Origin of the sequence: Roseateles noduli (assembly GCF_050626985.1) — a bacterium.
Taxonomy (GTDB): Bacteria; Pseudomonadota; Gammaproteobacteria; order Burkholderiales; family Burkholderiaceae_C; genus Roseateles; species Roseateles noduli_A.
The window spans coordinates 1,969,622-1,985,154 of the sequence record NZ_CP192463.1 but is presented as its reverse complement, the minus strand read 5'-3'; the positions used below and the strand labels follow the sequence as shown (position 1 = coordinate 1,985,154).

Here is a 15,533-nt window from a genome sequence, read left to right as displayed (position 1 = left end):
GCAGCCTCCGCGACGCGCTCAGCGCACCCAACCGTAGTCGGTCTGGCGCGGCGCCAGCGACTGTTTGTGCCGGGCCATCAGGCCCGGCTCCCGTCTGGCACCGTCGGCGGCCGGATCGATCATGACGCCGGTCTGCAGACCGTCGGCCGGCGCGGCGATCGCGTCGGCCGGCCGCGCGCCGCGTGGCGGCGGCAGCAGTTCGGCCAGGCGGGCCAGCGTCCTGCGCACATCCAGCGGCTTGGCCCACAGCTCGAGGAAGCCGCAGCCGAGGGCGTCGAAATCGGAATCGGCCGTCACCGCGATCGCCGGCACCTGCGCCCAACCGCGCCGCATGCGCAGCAGCTTCAGCAGGTCCGATCCGTGGCAGTCGGGCAGGTGGAGGTCGACCAGCAGCAGCGACGGCTGCAGCTGCGCGCTCAGGCGCCAGGCGGGCATGCCGGCCTCGGCGACGTGCAGGCGCAGGTCGCGGCGCTGCTCGAACATCGCCTCCATCACGATGACATTGAGAGGGCTGTCTTCGACGTACAGCACCGACGTCAGGCCGTCGTTCATCGTTCGCTCCTTCCCTGTTCGAATACGGTTGGTCGCGAGAGAGGGCAATCGCCGTGCCTGAATGTCTCCCCAACCCTGGGGATTCCATGCGGGGGCACCGGGTCTGCACCGGGTCGATATCGACTCGTCCCGGGGTCAGTAGGCTCGTCCGGTGTAACCGGTCGATGATCCATCCGTCAATCTCGGTGACACGTTGAGTAGGCCTTCTTTTTTCTTCGGTTCGCATGCGGGAAAGGCGCTGCTTGCAATGGGTACGAGGCTTGCCTTGCCGGGAAGACTCACGCCTCACTTCAAGGAGCTTCCATGGCCACCAGCCTCCGACCCGGCACCGCCGACGGCGCAGCCGACAAGCCCGATGACGACGAGCGCCCCACCAGTTTCGGCGTGTACAAGCCGGTGGATCACCTGGTGATCAGCTTTCCCGGCGCGGCCGATGCCGGCCAGGCGCGCGCGGCGCTGAGCGCGCACGGCATCGCCGACGCCGACCTGCATGCGATCACCGACCGCGAGATGATCGAGCTGGTCGAACGCGACCTGAAACGCGCCAGTCCGCTGGCCGCGATCGGGCAGGAGATCAACCTGCTGCGCAGCCAGGGCGAACTGGCCGAGCGGGGGTACCACTTCCTCGTCGTCAAGGCCAGGGACGACGCGCAGGCGCGCGAGATCGCCGAGATCGCGCGCCGCAACCACGCCGAACGCGCGCAGTACTACGGCCACTTCATCATCGAGGAGATGCTGGAACCCGAGGCCGGCCGGCCGCAGGTGTCCGAGTCGCCGCACCGTGGGCTGGACACGCATCCCAAGCCGCCGCTGCCGCGTTGAGCCGGTCCTTCCCGCGATCGCGCCATCGAGGCACGCCGCTTGCCATCTCGCTCACCACCGATCCATGCCCTTGCTGCCACTGCGCACCACGAAAGGAAACTTCCCATGAGCACCACGCCCAACAACGAGAAGAGCGACAAGACCGTGCCGTTCACGACGGCCGAAGACGCCGCCAAGCTGGCCAACGGCACGGCATCGTCGAGCGCCACGCCGTCGAGCACCGCGGCCGCCGATCTGGTGAGCCGCGTCGCCGACAAGGCGCACGCGACGATCGACCGCCTCGCGACCACCGCCGCGCCGAAGGCGCAGCAATTGCAGAAAAGCCTGGAGGACACGAACGAACTGCTGCACGAGCGCGCCGAACGCCTGCGCACGACCGGCAACGAGTGGTGCGACAGCCTGCGCTCGAACGTGCGCGAACATCCGCTGATGGCCGTCGGCACCGCGCTGGCGGTCGGCCTGCTGATCGCGCGTCTGACGCGCTGATCGCGGCGCGCTCATGAGCGACGTGCCGCACGCCTCGCCGTCCTTCCCGCCCCCGTTCCCGCCGCCTCCGCCACCCCCACCGCCGTTGTCCGACGGGCCCCGAGGGGCCTCCGGCACGGCGGGCGCCGCGGGCGCATCGAGCGCATCGGGCCCGGCGGGCGGACCTTCGCCCTCGGGCGGGGTCCCGCCCACCGGCGCCGGCTGGTTCGGCGACCTGCAGGGCATGGCCCGCGCGGCGCGCGGCATGTTGTCCGGCCGCCTGCTGTTGCTGGCGCTGGAGCTGCGCCGCGCCAGGCACGGCCTGGTCAGCCTGGCGATCCTCGGCGTCATCGCCGCGATCGCCGGCGCCACGGGCTGGCTGGCGCTGTGGGCCATGCTCGTCGCGCTGGCCGTGCACTTCGGGCTGAGCTGGCCGTGGGCCTTCGCCGGCGTGCTGGTCATCAACCTGCTGCTGCTGGTGTGGGTCGTCGCCGCGATGAAGGCGCTGACGCCGATGCTGGCGCTGCCGGCGTCCCGCCGCCAGTTCCACTGGCTGTTCAACGATCCGATGGATCCCGAGGAACCGAGCCCCGATGCCAGCCACCCCAGACCGTCCTGACCCCCGTCGCATCCCGGACGTCCCCGATCACGGGGGCGAACCGGCGTCGATAGAGGAACTCACGCTGCGCATCGAGATGGCGGAACTCCGCGTCGTGCGTCGCGATCTGGAGTTCCGGCTGCACTGGGATTCGCTGCAGCATCGCGGCAAGGCCGTGATGACGCCGGGCCGCTGGCTGCTGCCGGCGCTGGGGACCGGCGCGAGCTGGATCTTCTGGCGCCTGGTGCGCGGCAAGCGGCGTCGGCACGACCGGCACCGTGCCGACGATCCGCGCGCCCACGCCTTCCAGGCGCCGCGCGAGGCCCGGGGCGGCACCCAAGCCGAGTCGGGCGCCGAACGCCCGGAACTCGGCACGTTGCAGTTGCTGACCGTGCTCTGGGGACTGGTGCCGACGCGCCTGCGCGGGCAGGTCGGTCCCGAAGTCGCGCAGTTGCTGATGGGCGTGCTCGCGGGCTTCCTGCAGGGCCGCAAGAAGCGACGCGAAGAGACTTGAGAACGACCCGCGTGGAGGCCCGCGCGGAGACACGAGAAGCCGCGCGTCAGCCAGCACGAAGCCCGATGAAACGAAAAAGCGCGCCCTCGGGCGCGCTTTGCGTTGGTGGGCAACCGGGACGGCTTTACACCTTCTCGGCATTGCGCGCCTGGTCGCGCAGCAGCTTGATCTGGTCGTGGTTGCGCAGCGTCCCGGCCAATTGGCGCTGGACGACTTCCAGCACGCCGGCCGGCAGGTCCTTCTGCGCCGCCTTGCGGTAACGCGCGACGGCCGCGTCCTCGCCGCGCTCGCATTCCTCGAGCATGGCCTTGTCGCTGTAGCCGGTCAGCGTGCCCTTGACGGCGACCCAGCCGCGGTGGAGCGACCCGGCGGCGCTGCCGTCGTCCTCGGGCGTGCCGCCGTGCTGGCGCACGAGCTGCTGCAGTTCGGAGGCGGCCTGGCGGCAGTCCGCCGCGCGCTGCGCGAAGACCTCGCGCAGGCTGGCGCTCTTGACGTGTTCGGCGGAACTCAGGAATCCGTACTCGCCGTCCTTGCAGGTCTCGATCAGCGTGTTCAGTTCGTCGATGACGTCCTTGTTGTCCATGGCAGTCCTTTCCGATCGGGGGAGTGGTGATGCCATGAATCAGCAAGTCACGTACCCGTCGGCAACCCCATCGCGCGCCGCAGCGCCTCCAGGATCTGCGACGGCGACGCGGGCTTGCGCAGCACGATGAACGAGGACTCGGCCGTCAGCGCCTCGCTGTAGCCGCTGATCAGGACGACGGGCAGCCCCGGCCGGCGCGTGCGCAGCTCGCGGGCCAGCGCCTGGCCGTCCATCGAGCCCGGCATCACCACGTCCGACAGCACGATGTCCACCGCCGCGCCGCTGCCGAACAGCTGCAGCGCCTCGTCCGCATCCTTGGCGCTGAGCACCTGGCAGGAGAAGCTGCGCAGCAGACCGGCGGTGACGCGGTTGAGTTCCTCGTTGTCCTCGACCAGCAGCACCCGCACGCCGGCCAGGCTGTTGGTGCGCCCGTCGTCGCGCGTGCGCTCGGTGCCGTCGACGCGGCTGCCGTCGGGCACCACGCGCGCGCTCGTCTGCGCCGGCAGCAGCAGCGTCACGGTCGTGCCGGCGCCGAGCTGGCTCGCCACCCGCGCCGTGCCGCCGGCCTGCACGCAGAAGCCCAGCACCTGGCTCAGGCCCAGGCCGGTGCCCTTGCCGACGGGCTTGGTGGTGAAGAAGGGCTCGAAGACGCGCGCCAGCAGGTCGTCGGGGATGCCCGGACCGCGGTCGGTGACGCTGATCGCGACGTACTCGCCGGGCGCCAGGTCCTGCACGTCGCCGGGCGACGCACGGCCGGCCTCGACGGTGATCTCGCCCATGCCGTTGGTCGCGTCGCGCGCGTTCAGCGCGATGTTGATCAGCGCGAGTTCCAGCTCCGACGGGTCGACGCGCACGCTCGGCAGGTCCGGCGCCATGGTCATGGCCAGCTGCATGCGCTTACCCAGCACCGTGACCAGCAGTTCCTTCATCTCGCCCAGCGTCGAGCGCAGGTCCACCACCTGCGGGTGGACCGGCTGGCGGCCCGCGACGCGCAGCAGATGCTGGGTCAGGCGGCTGCCGACGTCGACGGACCGCATGATCGCGCCCAGCGGCATCGCCAGCGATTCGGCATGCGGGCTGCGCTGGATCAGGTGGGCGCTGTTGCTGATGACGCCCAGCAGGTTGTTGAAGTCATGCGCGACGCCGCCGGTGAGCCGGCCCAGCGCCGCCGTGCGCTGCGATCGGGAGCTCAGCTGCTCGGCCTCGCGCGTGCGGTCGATGGCCTCGTTGACGCGCTCCTCGAGCTCGTAGCGCCCCTGGTGGATCGCGGCGCTCGCATCCTCGAGCGCGAGCGCGACCTCGTCGCACTCGACCATGCCGGTCTTGCGCGCGCGCACCGGCTCGCCGGCGCGCAGCTCGTTGGCGATCTCGTTGAGCGCGTGGATAGGCCCGGAGATGCGCCGGCTGATCCACAGGGCGCCGAACATGCCGACCAGTACCAGCAGCAGCGCGCCGATCGCGATCGGCTGCAGCGCCGCGCGGGCGCCGAAGCCGCCCGGACCGCCGTCGCGCGGCACCGCGGTGACCACCGTCCAGCCCTGCGGCGACTTGCTGAAGTAGCCCAGCACCGGCTTGCCGTCGAGGTTGACGGACTCGAACTGCGCCTCGTCGCGCGTGGCCATCAGGCGCTTGAGGTCGTCGGTGCCCGGACGTCCGGCGTAGCTGATGCCGCCCGGATGGCGTGCCACCACCGTGCCGCGGCCGTCCATGATCGTGGCGGTCCAGTCGGGCGGAAGCCGTTGCCCGTCGATGATCTGCTGCAGCTCCTGCGGCAGCACGGTGATGCTCATGTTCAGCCAGACATGGCCGCCGCGCTCGATCGGCTGGATGATCTGCGCCCGCAGCTGGCCGGTGGCCGGATCGGGACCGAGGTCGCCCATCACGGCCTGCTCGACCAGCGGCACGCCTTCGCGCACGAGCACCGGGCGCGAGGCGGCGGCGGTCGGCAGGTCCGGGGGCAAGGCCGCAGCGGCGGCGGTGCCGGCGGTGCCCGCGGTGCCCGCGATCGTGCCGGGGATCGTGCCGGAGGTCGTGCCAGCGGTCGGGGACGCGGCCGGCGGCGCCGACGCCGCGCTCATCGCGGACGGCACCGTCGAGGTTTCGGGCAGGCGGCCCGGCGCCAGGCGCGTGCTGAACAGCGTCCGGTCGGGCGCGTTCAGTTCCACCCAGCCCGACAGGCCCTGCATCGCGCGACGCGACTGCAGTTCCAGCATCGCCAGGTCGTCGGGCGGGATCTGCGGCGACGCGTCCAGGATCTGCGACAGCGACAGCACCCGCGCGATGCCGGCGCGGCGGGCCAGTTCCTTGTCGACCACCATGGACAAGGCCCGCGTGCTGTCGCGCATGTGGCGCACGGTGGCGTCCTGCTCGTCGCTCCAGGTCTGCCAGCTGACCCACAGCGCCGCGATGATGCCGGGCAACATCACGGACAGGACGAGCACGAGCAGGCGGGAGCGGATCGGCAGGGGCATGGGCGGTCGGGCGGAGAAACGGTCGGGCCGCCACGGCCAGAGGCCGGCGGCGAGGACGAGCCAGCGGGGACGGGCGCGTCGAGGCGGCAGATTATGGGCGGTGCTGTTCAAGGGCGTTCGGATGGACCACCGGGGCGCCATCGGCAAGGGGCGGGGAAACCTGCGGCGAGGTCTGAGGCGGAATCTGAGGCGCGGCGTGCGGCGCGGCGTGCGACGGCCGCGGTGGCCGCAGCAGCGTGCTCAGCGGCGTGCAGGGCCGATCACTGCCGCGCAGGTAGACGGCGACCGGGCGCATCTGGCGGTTGCGCTGGCTGATGCTGCGCAGGCAGATCAGCAGCGGCACCGCCAGCACCGCGCCGGCGACGCCCCACAGCCAGCCCCAGAACATCACCGACAGCAGCACCGACAGCGGATTCATCGACAGGCGCTTGCCGATGACCATCGGGGTCACGAAGTTCGATTCGATCGCGTGGATGCAGAGGTAGGACAGCACCGGCGCGGCCAGCGCCGCGAAGCCCGCGTCGCCGAGCGAGGCGGCCAGCGACGCCGCCAGCAGCAGCCCGCACATGATCAGCGGCCCGAGGTAGGGGATGAAGTTGAAGATCGCCGCCATCGCGCCCCAGAAGCCGGGGTTGGGCAGGTCCACGAACCACATCGTGCCCGACACGACCAGGCCGACGCCGATGTTGATCGCGCTGACCGAGGCCACGTAGCGCGAGATGTCGCGCTGCGCCGCGCGCAGGCCGCCCAGCACCATGGCCCGCAGACGCGGACGATGCGGCAGCAGCTCGATGCAGCGCGACAGCACCCAGTGCTCGGACGCGAGCAGGAAGTAGAGCAGGATCGTGGTCGCAGCCGTGGACACCAGGAACTTCAGGCCGATGCCCAGCGCCTGCGCCGTCAGCGCCACGCCCTCGCTGGCGATGCGCTCGCGCACCGGGTCCGCGGGCGGCGTGGGCGCCGCCGTCCGGCCCGAACTCCGACGCTCGACCGGCGGACCGAATCCCGGAATCGCCGCGCGCCACCGGTCCACCTGGTTCAAGGCCTGCGACACCGCCACCGGCGCACGCTGCCACCACTGGGCCACCGGCTCGGCCAGCAGCGCCACGCTCAGCACCGTGCAGCCCACCACCGTGGTCACCAGCATGGCGGCGCTCATCGACTCCGGAATGCCGTGGTGACGCATCGTCCGCACCGCCGGCGCCAGCACGAAGGTCAGGATCAGCGCCACCAGCACCGGCAGCACGATCGCGCTCGCTTCCTTCAACAGGAAGACCAGCGCAATCAAGAGCAGGCCTCGCGTCGCCCAGCGGCGCATCGTGGTCGGGGGCAGGGCGGAGGAGCGCAAGATGGTAAGGATGACGGGAAGAGGGGACGGGGCAGGCTCTCGAAGCAAGGGCTGGGCCAGCGGGGGAGCGGTACCACCGGGTTTCGGGGGAGGTACAGGGCGGTTACGGCGGTGGTGGTGGCTGCGGAGGTCCCTGGACACCGGTCGGCCAAGCGCGGGCGCTCCACGAGGCAGGGGGCATCGCCTCCGCGAACCCCCAGCCTCATTCCGGCCCCATCGCCGCTCCTGGACTTCCGATGAGGCGCCGTACGTAGATCGGCGCGGTTGACGGGGCGAGCGGGGGCCGGCCGTCGGTAAAAGGTGCCGAAAGCCTTGCGGGGCAAAGACGCTTGGGACGGGCGGGTGGACGGTCGGCGAACCTGTGCGGCCGGTGGGCGAGGCGTTCGGGTTCGCTGCGCGTCGACGCGCCCGATCCCCGGCAGGCCCCATGCCTGCTGCGTTTGCGGCATTCGGGCGGGCACGCCGAATGACGGACGCTCCGCCATATGAAACATCGGCGGCGAGGTGGCATGGTCCTTGCGCTGATGGCTCCATCAGGCCGGTTCGCCGGCACTGCCTACAACCCGTTCCCGTCCTCGTCGGCGGGGACCCTCCGGAACCGGTTGCAGGCAGTTTCACCCTCTACCGGACAGGAGTGTCACAAGTGGGAGCAATGGAACTCAGGCACGAGCACAGGCAGACACAGACGCTGTCGCCTCGGCTCCAGCACGCCGTGCGGCTGCTGCAGATGTCCTCGCTGGACTTCACCACCATGGTCACCGACATGCTGGGGCGCAACCCCTTCCTCGAAGTGACCGAAGGCTCGGACGACGCCTCGCCGCTGGACGCCGACGTGCCGGTCGCGTCGTCGCCGGTGATGTCGGACACGCCGGAACCGTTCCCGGACGACCGCGAGATCTGGCGCGCGGAGAGCTCCGGCTCGATGCGCCGCGCCGAGGACGGCGAACTCAGCGCGCTGGAGATGACCGCCGCGCAGACCTGCCTGCGCGAGCACCTGCGCAGCCAGCTCAACGTGCTGCGGCTGTCGCCGCGCGATCTGGTGCTGGCGACGATCGTGGCCGAGTCGGTCGACGACGACGGCTACCTGCGCTCCTCGCTGGAAGAGCTGGCGGCGGTCGCCCAGATGCAGCCGCCGGTGGCGATCGAGGAAATGCAGATCGCGCTCAAGCGGGTGCAGGCGCTGGACCCGCTGGGCGTGGGCGCGCGCAGCGTCGCCGAATGCCTGCTGCTGCAGCTGCCCAAGATCGAGGACACGCGCAGCCGCATGCTGGCGGAACGCATCATCTCGCAGCACTTGAATCTGCTGGCCTCGCGCGACATTCCTTCGCTGGCGCAACTGCTGGACGTGAGCGTCGCGGAAGCCGAGACGGTGTGCCTCAAGCTGCGCCGCTTCGACCCGCGCCCGGGCTGGCGCTACGAGACCACGCAGGCCGCCTACATCGTGCCGGACGTGTTGACCACCAAGGTCCGCGGCCAGTGGCGCGTGCAGCTGAATCCGGCGGTGATCCCGAAGGTGCGGATGAACCAGGTCTACGCCGAGCTGTTCCAGCGGCACCGCCAGCAGGGCCATGCGGAGATGGCGACCCATCTGCAGGAGGCGCGCTGGACGATGCGCAACATCGAGCAGCGCTTCTCGACCATCCTGGACGTGGCCGACGCGATCGTGCGCCGCCAGCGCCACTTCCTGGAGTTCGGCGCGATGGCGATGAAGCCGCTGGGCCTCAAGGAGATCGCCGACGAGGTTGGCATCCACGAGTCGACGGTCTCGCGCGTGACCAACAACAAGTACCTCGCGACGCCGAGCGGCGTGTATGAGCTGAAGTACTTCTTCTCGCGCGCGATCGTGAGCAGCAACGGCAGCGCGTGCTCGGGCACCGCGATCCGCGGGCTGATCAAGGACATCATCGAGGCCGAGCGCGCGGACAACCCGCTGTCCGACGCCGAGATCACGCGTCAGCTCGCCCGCCAGGGCCTGGTGGTGGCGCGCCGCACGGTGACCAAGTACCGCCAGATGCTGCGCATCGACGCGGTCGAACGCCGCAGACAACACAGCTGACGAACCGATTTTCCCGAGGCGCGATGGAGACAAGGACGGAGCCCGACGAGGCTCCGTTTTCATTGGCGCCGCGGGAACCGGGCGTGGCCGGTCGCAACTCATGCCGCCTGATGTCGCCGCGATCGCGGGCGGCCGGACAAGCGGGAGTGCCCAGGCCATGTGGAATGACAGTTTCGTTGCGCGGTTCGCCGGCCCGTACCGTGCGCAGACCATGCAGGACGATCTCGACGAATGCAGGGTCGGAGGCCCTTCGTCACGCCATGGTCTCGACGTGGGATTTCACGATCGCGTGGACTACGCGCGCGTGCTGCCGGAGGTCGACCGGCTGTGTCGGTCGGCGGCCCGCTATCGGGACCAGTCGGGCGGTCGGTCGAGCGGTCGGTCGAGCGGGCGGTCGAGCGACCCTTCCAGCGGCGACTGGCAACGGCAATGGAACCAGTGCGCCTTCGTGTGGGATCAATGGGCCACCTTGATCCGGAGCGATCTGGAGGCCTTCCAGCGGAGCATGGGCGGAGCGACGAGCGCCACGGGCATCACCGCGAGCAATCTCGGTCACGACTACCGGGCCTTCCTGGCACTCGAGTCCCGGTGGTTGCGATCGTCGCGCCGTCCCGCCTTGCCGGAGTCCTGGCTGGTTGAAGCGGAACGTCCTTCGACACCGAAGCCCTCGATGTCATTGACCGGCAGCAGCCCGCTCCCGTCGCGCCTGGTGCCGTCGGCGCCGCCGCTGTCGATGCCCTGGATGGACGATCTGGGGGTGGCCTGGCCGCCGTCGTCCGTCAGCGGGCAGGACCCTTCGCCGGATCCGTCTTCCTGGCGTCGTTGACCATCTGGTCGCGCCGTTCGGCATCGAGGCCCGGCGTCGAACGCAGGTCGGTGTCCACCTGACCCTGCTTCAGGTCGTCGTGAGCCTGGCCGATGACGGTGCGCTGGTTGTCGCCGGCCGCGCCGCTGCCCATGCCGCCGGTCGAGTCGCCGCCGGTGCTCTGGTCGCGCTCATGCGGCAGCTGCGCGTCGTCGTTGTGCGTCGGGGCCGCGTCGGGCTCGACCTGTCCGGGCGAGACCGGGGCCTTGTCCAGCATGCGGCGCGGTGCCTGGCCCTCGGTGGGACGGTCGGTCTTGTTGTCGGTGGTGCTGGCCATGGCGAGCTCCTGGTTCATTGCGATGCCTGTCCAAGGCAATCGGCCCACCCGCGCCGGAGCGTCCGACGACACGCTCGTCCAGGCTGCGCCGGAACGGCTCTTGCCCGCCCGGCGGCATGCAAGCCTGGAAGACCCGTTTCACGATCCTCGACGCAGACCTCATGCTCTGGGGTCAGCTGTTGCTCGGCGCCCTGGTGATCGTCGCCGGCGCGCTGCTGCTGCACGCGATCCTGCGGCCGATCGCGGTGCGCCTCACGCGCTTTTCGCCGCTGCTGACCTCGGTCGTGCGGCGTTGCGACAACCCGGCCCGATGGGCGCTGCCCGTCGTGGGCCTGTTGATCGCCGCGCAGGGTGTGCCCGACACGATGCCCGGCATCAATGGCGTGCAGCATCTGCTGGGCGTCCTGTGCATCGTCGCGATCGCGTCAGTGGCGGCCGGGGCGATCACCGGCGTCGCCAACGGCGTGGCGTTGATGAACCCCGCGGACGTCGAGGACAACCTTGCCGCGCGCCGCATCCAGACGCAGACCAAGGTGCTGGCGCGCGTCGCCAAGGGCGCGGTGATGCTGACCGCGCTGGCCTTCATCCTGATGACCTTCCCGCGCGCGAAGCAGGTGGGCGCCAGCCTGCTGGCGTCCGCGGGCATCGCCGGCCTGGTCTTCGGCCTGGCGGCGAAGTCGGTGTTCGGCAACCTGCTGGCCGGTCTTCAGATCGCGATGGCGCAGCCGATCCGGCTCGACGACGTGCTCATCATCCAGGGCGAGTGGGGCAGGGTGGAGGAGATCACCTCGACCTATGTCGTGCTCAAGATCTGGGACGAGCGCCGGCTGGTCATCCCGCTGCAGTGGTTCATCGAGAACCCGTTCCAGAACTGGACACGCACCAGCTCCAGCATCCTCGGCACGGTGATGTTGTGGGTCGACTTCACGCTGCCCGTCAACGAACTGCGCGAGAAGGCAACGATCATGTGCAAGGGCTCGGCGCATTGGGACGGCCGGGTCTGTGGCGTCCAGGTCGTCGAGACGACGGAACGAACGATGCAGATCCGCGTGCTTGTCAGCGCCAAGGACTCCGGCAAGGCCTTCGACCTGCGCTGCGAGTTGCGGGAAGGTCTCATCGCCTGGCTGCAGAAGACGCATCCGCAGTCGCTGCCGCGCGTGCGGGCGTTGGTGGAGGACATCCCCGCACCGTCGGCACCCGTGCTCAAACCATCGCTGCCGCCGTCGCCAGCGCCTTGACTGGGAGCGCCTTGACTGCCGGCGACTGGCGCGGCTCAGGGCGACCGGGTCCCCTTTTCTCCATCTCCCTCCTTTGTCGGCCGCCCCGGCCGACAAATTCCCTCCCTAAGTTCCGAAAAGGGGACCCGGTCGCCCCTCTCCCGAATCACCGAGGTGCTCCAGCATCAGGCGGAGCACGACGTCGATCTCCGCTTGCTCGTTGAGGTAGTACCTGGCGTGGCTGTGGTCGAGTCTCGGGCCCACGCGCACAGTGACCCAGTCGGCCGCGGCACGCTGGAAGGCCGGCTCGTCGTTGGTGTCGTCGCCAACGTAGAAGCCCGCATCGGCGCCGTAGCGCGCCGTCAGGCGAGCCATCGCGTCTCCCTTGTCAGGGGCACCCTCGACCAGCACGTTGACAACACGCTTGCCGGGCTCGGTGGCAATGCCCGGCGGCAGATCCGCGATCAGCTCGGCGATCGCCGCGCGCGCGGCCACAGGATTCGGCGCCATCCGGTAATGGATCGCGATCGACGCACCCTTGTCCTCGATCGTCGCGCCAGCCTGGTTGAGCCCCGGCTCCATGCGCAGCATGCGCTCCCGGAAGGCGCCGAGCGTCGTCACCACGCGCGGATCGGGACCGTCGAACTCGTCCTCCGCGCCGTGGTTGCCGACGATGTGCGTGGGCTTGAAGCCCAACCGGTGCCGCACGTCCAGCACCTGACGGCCGCTGACCACCGCGACCGGCACGCGCGCGACCAGTCGTTCCAGCAGCTTCGCGGTGGGCTCCGGCAGTCGGGCCTCGTCGGGATGCATGACGATGGGCGCGAGCGTGCCGTCGAAGTCGAAGCCCAGCAAGGGACGTCGCGTCATGAGGCGGGCGACCGCGGCGCGGCCCTCCGCGTCGAGCAGATATCGCACCGGCATCATGGCGTCAGGGCCTCCTCTCCAGCCTCTCTCGATCGCCGCTGCACGCGACGCGTGATGCGCTCGCGCAGCCGCCATTGACCGGCGTCGGTCAGCATGCGGCCAGCCCAGCGGTAGACGTTGAACTCGCGCACCGTCATGCGCAGGCTGGCCATGCGTTCGCGTTGTTCCTGCGGCGGCATGAGCGCCGCGCGGTGCAGGGCGTCGGTGGTCTCTTCCACGTGGTACGGATTGATCACCAGCGCCTCGGGCAGCTCGCGCGCCGCGCCGGCGAAACGGCTCAGGATCAGCACGCCCTGGTCGTCGTCGCGCGCGGCGATGAACTCCTTGCAGACGAGGTTCATGCCGTCGTGCAGGCTGGTCACGACGCACATGTGCGCCGCGCGGTAGAGCGTCATCAACGCCGCATGGTCGTGGTGCTCGGCCAGCAGCAGCACCGGCTTGTAGCCGGGGCCGCCGAAGCGCAGGTTGATGCGCTCGGTGACGCGGTGGATGCGGTCCTGGAATTCGCGGTACTCCTCCAGCGCGCTGCGCGTGGGCGCGGCGACCTGCACGAGGACGAATCGCCCCTGCCACTCGGGATGCTTCTCCAGCAGGCGCTCTACGGCGTGCAGCCGCTCGAGGATGCCCTTGGTGTAGTCGAAGCGGTCCACGCCGACGGCCAGCACCGTGTCGGGCGCCAGGTGCAGCCGCTCGAAGATCGCCGCGCGCGCCTCGGCCGGCGAGTCCCACGCGGCGCGCTCCTCGTCGGTCGGCCAGGCGATCGAGATCGGGTAGCTCTGCACCAGCGTCGGCTCGCCCTGGTAGCTGATGGTCGAGTGCTCGTGCTCGATGCGCGCCTCCAGGTAGCGGTCCACGGTCTCGGTGAAGTTCTTGCAGTGGAAACGCGTGTGGAAGCCCAGGATGGTGCTGCCCAGGATGCCCTGCAGCAGTTCGCGCCGCCACGGGCAGATGCCGAAGGATTCGGGGTTGGGCCAGGGGATGTGCCAGAAGGTGATGATGGTCGCCTTGGGCAGCTTCTCGCGGACCATGGCCGGCAGCAGCGCGAAGTGGTAGTCCTGCACCAGCACCACCGGATCGTCGCCGCGCGCCTCGGCGACGACGGCATCGGCGAAGCGCTGGTTCACCGCGCGGTACTGCGCCCAGTCCGACTCGCGGAAGACCGGTCGCACGTGCGCCACGTGGCACAGCGGCCAGAGGCCTTCGTTGGCGAAGCCCTGGTAGTAGCCGCGCTCTTCTTCCTCGCTCAGCCAGACGCGGCGCAGCACATAGTCCTGCGTGTCCGGCGGCACGGCGACGCGGTCGTTGGCGTCGACGACGTCCCGGTCGGCGCTGCCGCTGCCGTGCGCGATCCAGGTGCCGGAGCAGGCGCGCATCACCGGTTCGACGGCGGTGACCAGGCCGCTGGCGGGCCGGCTCACGGAGATGCCGTCCGGGCCGCGCTGGTGGATGTAGGGCTCGCGGTTGGAGACCACGATCACCTGGTCGCCGCGCAGCTGCGTGCGCAGCAGGCCGCGCAGCCGCTCGGGATCCCAGGGCGTCAGCGGGCCGTGCTCGCGGTAGAGGTTGTCCTCGAGCTCGCGGATGTGCTGGCGGATCTCGACCTCCAGCGGTTGCAGCTCGGGCGGCGGCGTCTCCGGTCCGCCGCGGAAGCCGGAGGTGTTGAGCAGCGGCCGCACCAGGCCCTCGCCGCGCAGGATGGCGCGCATGCCGGAGACCCAGCCGCGCCAGCTGAGCTGCGCCACGATCATCGTGATGCCGGCGATGGCCAGGCCCAGCACCGTGATGAAGATGATCATGTAGCGCCGCGTGTCCAGGCTGCGGCGGTCGGGCAGGCTGAGGTCGTGCAGCAGCACCAGCCGCTCGGCGTCGGGCTGCTGCGGATTGACCGGGAAGACGCCGATGTGGACGGCGCCGCTGGCCAGCTCCAGGCGCGGGTCCTTCTGGGCGGCGCTGACTTCGGCCTCCTTGCAGCTCAGCGAGCCCGGGAAGCCCTTGGTGCTCATGACCTGCGTGCCGTCGGGCGCGCACAGCGCGATGCCGACGAGACGCTCGTCCAGCACGCCGCGCTCGAGCAGGTTGCGCAGGCGCTCGCGCTGGGCGCTCGGGTCGATGTCGCTGATCGCGACGGACAGGGTCTTGGCGACCATCGCGCCGCGCAGGCTCAGGTCGCGCGAGAACCAGCGCAGCGTCATGCGGTCCAGCAGCGGCAGCGCCAGCAGCGCCGCCAGGGTCAGGGTGATCAGCAGCGGGACGAGGAAGCGGATCTGGAGATGCAGCGACTTCATGCCCGACCCCCGGCGCGACGCGGCGCAGGGTCTGCAAGGAAGAGGTCCCCGTAACCGTCATCGTCGTCCGCATCGTCGACAGCGGCCGGATGGCGCTTGAGCGCATGCATGCCGCCGAGCGCCAGCCCGGCCGCGAAGGCGCCGTAGACCAGCAGCAGGCTGGCCACCGACGGCGGTCGCGTGCCCGAGGCCGTGGCGCGCTTGTCGGCGGCGGGCGTGAGCACGCTCGGCGTGACGACGCGGTCGACGCCGACGGCCACCGCCGTGAGCAGCAGCGCATCGGTGACCGCGTTGCCGCGGGTGGGCCGGCGGCGCGTCGCGCGCAGCCGGTCGTAGAGCGCGCCCCACACCAGGCCGGTGGCGGCGTGCAACGCGATGTCGGCGGCGGAGGTCTTCAGCGGCGGACGGCCGACGCGGTATTCGGAGCGACCGACCAGATGGGCATGATCGGACCGGCTGCCGCGCAACAGCGCCAGTCCTGAGAACAGGCTGGCCAACACGCCATCGGCGCATGCCCGGCGCAGCGCCGGGAGCAGCAATGCATTCAAAGGCG

The 15,533-nt window shown here is 70.5% G+C and carries 15 protein-coding genes; 7 read left to right on the top strand and 8 right to left on the bottom strand.

Annotated features, from left to right (window positions below; all coding sequences use genetic code 11):
* Positions 1–18: 18 nt before the first annotated feature.
* On the bottom strand, positions 19–552 hold the full coding sequence (locus ACQ4L4_RS08610; protein WP_431103835.1) for a response regulator: 534 nt from the start codon (positions 550–552) through the stop codon (positions 19–21).
* Between the two features lie 303 nt (positions 553–855).
* Between ACQ4L4_RS08610 and ACQ4L4_RS08605 the strand changes: the two genes are divergently transcribed.
* From ACQ4L4_RS08605 to ACQ4L4_RS08590, 4 genes are all read left to right on the top strand, one after another.
* On the top strand, positions 856–1,374 hold the full coding sequence (locus tag ACQ4L4_RS08605) for a hypothetical protein (protein WP_431103834.1): 519 nt from the start codon (positions 856–858) through the stop codon (positions 1,372–1,374).
* A gap of 105 nt (positions 1,375–1,479) precedes the next feature.
* A complete protein-coding gene (locus tag ACQ4L4_RS08600) occupies positions 1,480–1,860 on the top strand; it encodes a DUF883 family protein (RefSeq protein WP_431103833.1) in 381 nt (126 codons plus the stop codon).
* A gap of 13 nt (positions 1,861–1,873) precedes the next feature.
* On the top strand, positions 1,874–2,458 hold the full coding sequence (locus tag ACQ4L4_RS08595) for a hypothetical protein (RefSeq protein WP_431103832.1): 585 nt from the start codon (positions 1,874–1,876) through the stop codon (positions 2,456–2,458).
* Positions 2,433–2,951: a hypothetical protein gene (locus ACQ4L4_RS08590; protein ID WP_431103831.1), complete on the top strand. Its 519-nt coding sequence runs from the start codon at positions 2,433–2,435 to the stop codon at positions 2,949–2,951. Before ACQ4L4_RS08595 ends, ACQ4L4_RS08590 begins: the two co-directional genes overlap by 26 nt.
* Before the next feature lie 124 nt (positions 2,952–3,075).
* Here the strand turns inward: ACQ4L4_RS08590 and ACQ4L4_RS08585 are convergent, their stop codons facing one another.
* The 3 genes from ACQ4L4_RS08585 to ACQ4L4_RS08575 form a co-directional block, all read right to left on the bottom strand.
* Complete coding sequence (locus ACQ4L4_RS08585) at positions 3,076–3,534, bottom strand: ferritin-like domain-containing protein (RefSeq protein ID WP_377154847.1); 459 nt, start codon at positions 3,532–3,534, stop codon at positions 3,076–3,078.
* 47 nt (positions 3,535–3,581) lie between these two features.
* Entirely contained in the window at positions 3,582–6,005 is a 2,424-nt protein-coding gene (locus tag ACQ4L4_RS08580; RefSeq protein ID WP_431103830.1) for an ATP-binding protein, read from the bottom strand.
* 91 nt (positions 6,006–6,096) lie between these two features.
* Positions 6,097–7,353, bottom strand: coding sequence for an AI-2E family transporter (locus tag ACQ4L4_RS08575; RefSeq protein WP_431103829.1), 1,257 nt, complete (start codon positions 7,351–7,353; stop codon positions 6,097–6,099).
* 652 nt (positions 7,354–8,005) lie between these two features.
* Here ACQ4L4_RS08575 and rpoN point away from each other — a divergent pair.
* Both rpoN and ACQ4L4_RS08565 read left to right on the top strand, forming a co-directional pair.
* A complete protein-coding gene (rpoN, locus tag ACQ4L4_RS08570) occupies positions 8,006–9,409 on the top strand; it encodes an RNA polymerase factor sigma-54 (RefSeq protein ID WP_431103828.1) in 1,404 nt (467 codons plus the stop codon).
* Between the two features lie 157 nt (positions 9,410–9,566).
* Positions 9,567–10,235 carry a hypothetical protein gene (locus ACQ4L4_RS08565; protein ID WP_431103827.1) on the top strand — a complete coding sequence of 223 codons (669 nt, stop codon included), beginning with the start codon at positions 9,567–9,569 and terminating at the stop codon, positions 10,233–10,235.
* Here ACQ4L4_RS08565 and ACQ4L4_RS08560 read toward each other — a convergent pair.
* Positions 10,189–10,551, bottom strand: a complete 363-nt coding sequence (locus ACQ4L4_RS08560) for a hypothetical protein (protein WP_431103826.1) — start codon at positions 10,549–10,551, stop codon at positions 10,189–10,191. The two genes, ACQ4L4_RS08565 and ACQ4L4_RS08560, sit on opposite strands and share 47 nt — an antisense overlap.
* A gap of 116 nt (positions 10,552–10,667) precedes the next feature.
* Here ACQ4L4_RS08560 and ACQ4L4_RS08555 point away from each other — a divergent pair, with 116 nt between their 5' ends.
* On the top strand, positions 10,668–11,789 hold the full coding sequence (locus tag ACQ4L4_RS08555; protein WP_431103825.1) for a mechanosensitive ion channel family protein: 1,122 nt from the start codon (positions 10,668–10,670) through the stop codon (positions 11,787–11,789).
* Between the two features lie 105 nt (positions 11,790–11,894).
* On the opposite strand, the gene otsB is transcribed toward ACQ4L4_RS08555, so the two are convergent.
* Genes otsB through ACQ4L4_RS08540 form a run of 3 tightly spaced genes read right to left on the bottom strand, consistent with a single transcriptional unit; the run spans position 11,895 to position 15,528 of the window.
* Complete coding sequence (otsB, locus tag ACQ4L4_RS08550) at positions 11,895–12,695, bottom strand: trehalose-phosphatase (protein WP_431103824.1); 801 nt, start codon at positions 12,693–12,695, stop codon at positions 11,895–11,897.
* Complete coding sequence (locus tag ACQ4L4_RS08545; RefSeq protein ID WP_431103823.1) at positions 12,692–14,980, bottom strand: alpha,alpha-trehalose-phosphate synthase (UDP-forming); 2,289 nt, start codon at positions 14,978–14,980, stop codon at positions 12,692–12,694. Before ACQ4L4_RS08545 ends, otsB begins: the two co-directional genes overlap by 4 nt.
* The gene (locus ACQ4L4_RS08540; RefSeq protein ID WP_431103822.1) at positions 14,977–15,528 is read right to left on the bottom strand and encodes a hypothetical protein; all 552 of its coding nucleotides are present in this window, start codon (positions 15,526–15,528) and stop codon (positions 14,977–14,979) included. The genes ACQ4L4_RS08545 and ACQ4L4_RS08540 overlap by 4 nt, the downstream gene beginning before the upstream one ends.
* Between the last annotated feature and the right edge of the window lie 5 nt (positions 15,529–15,533).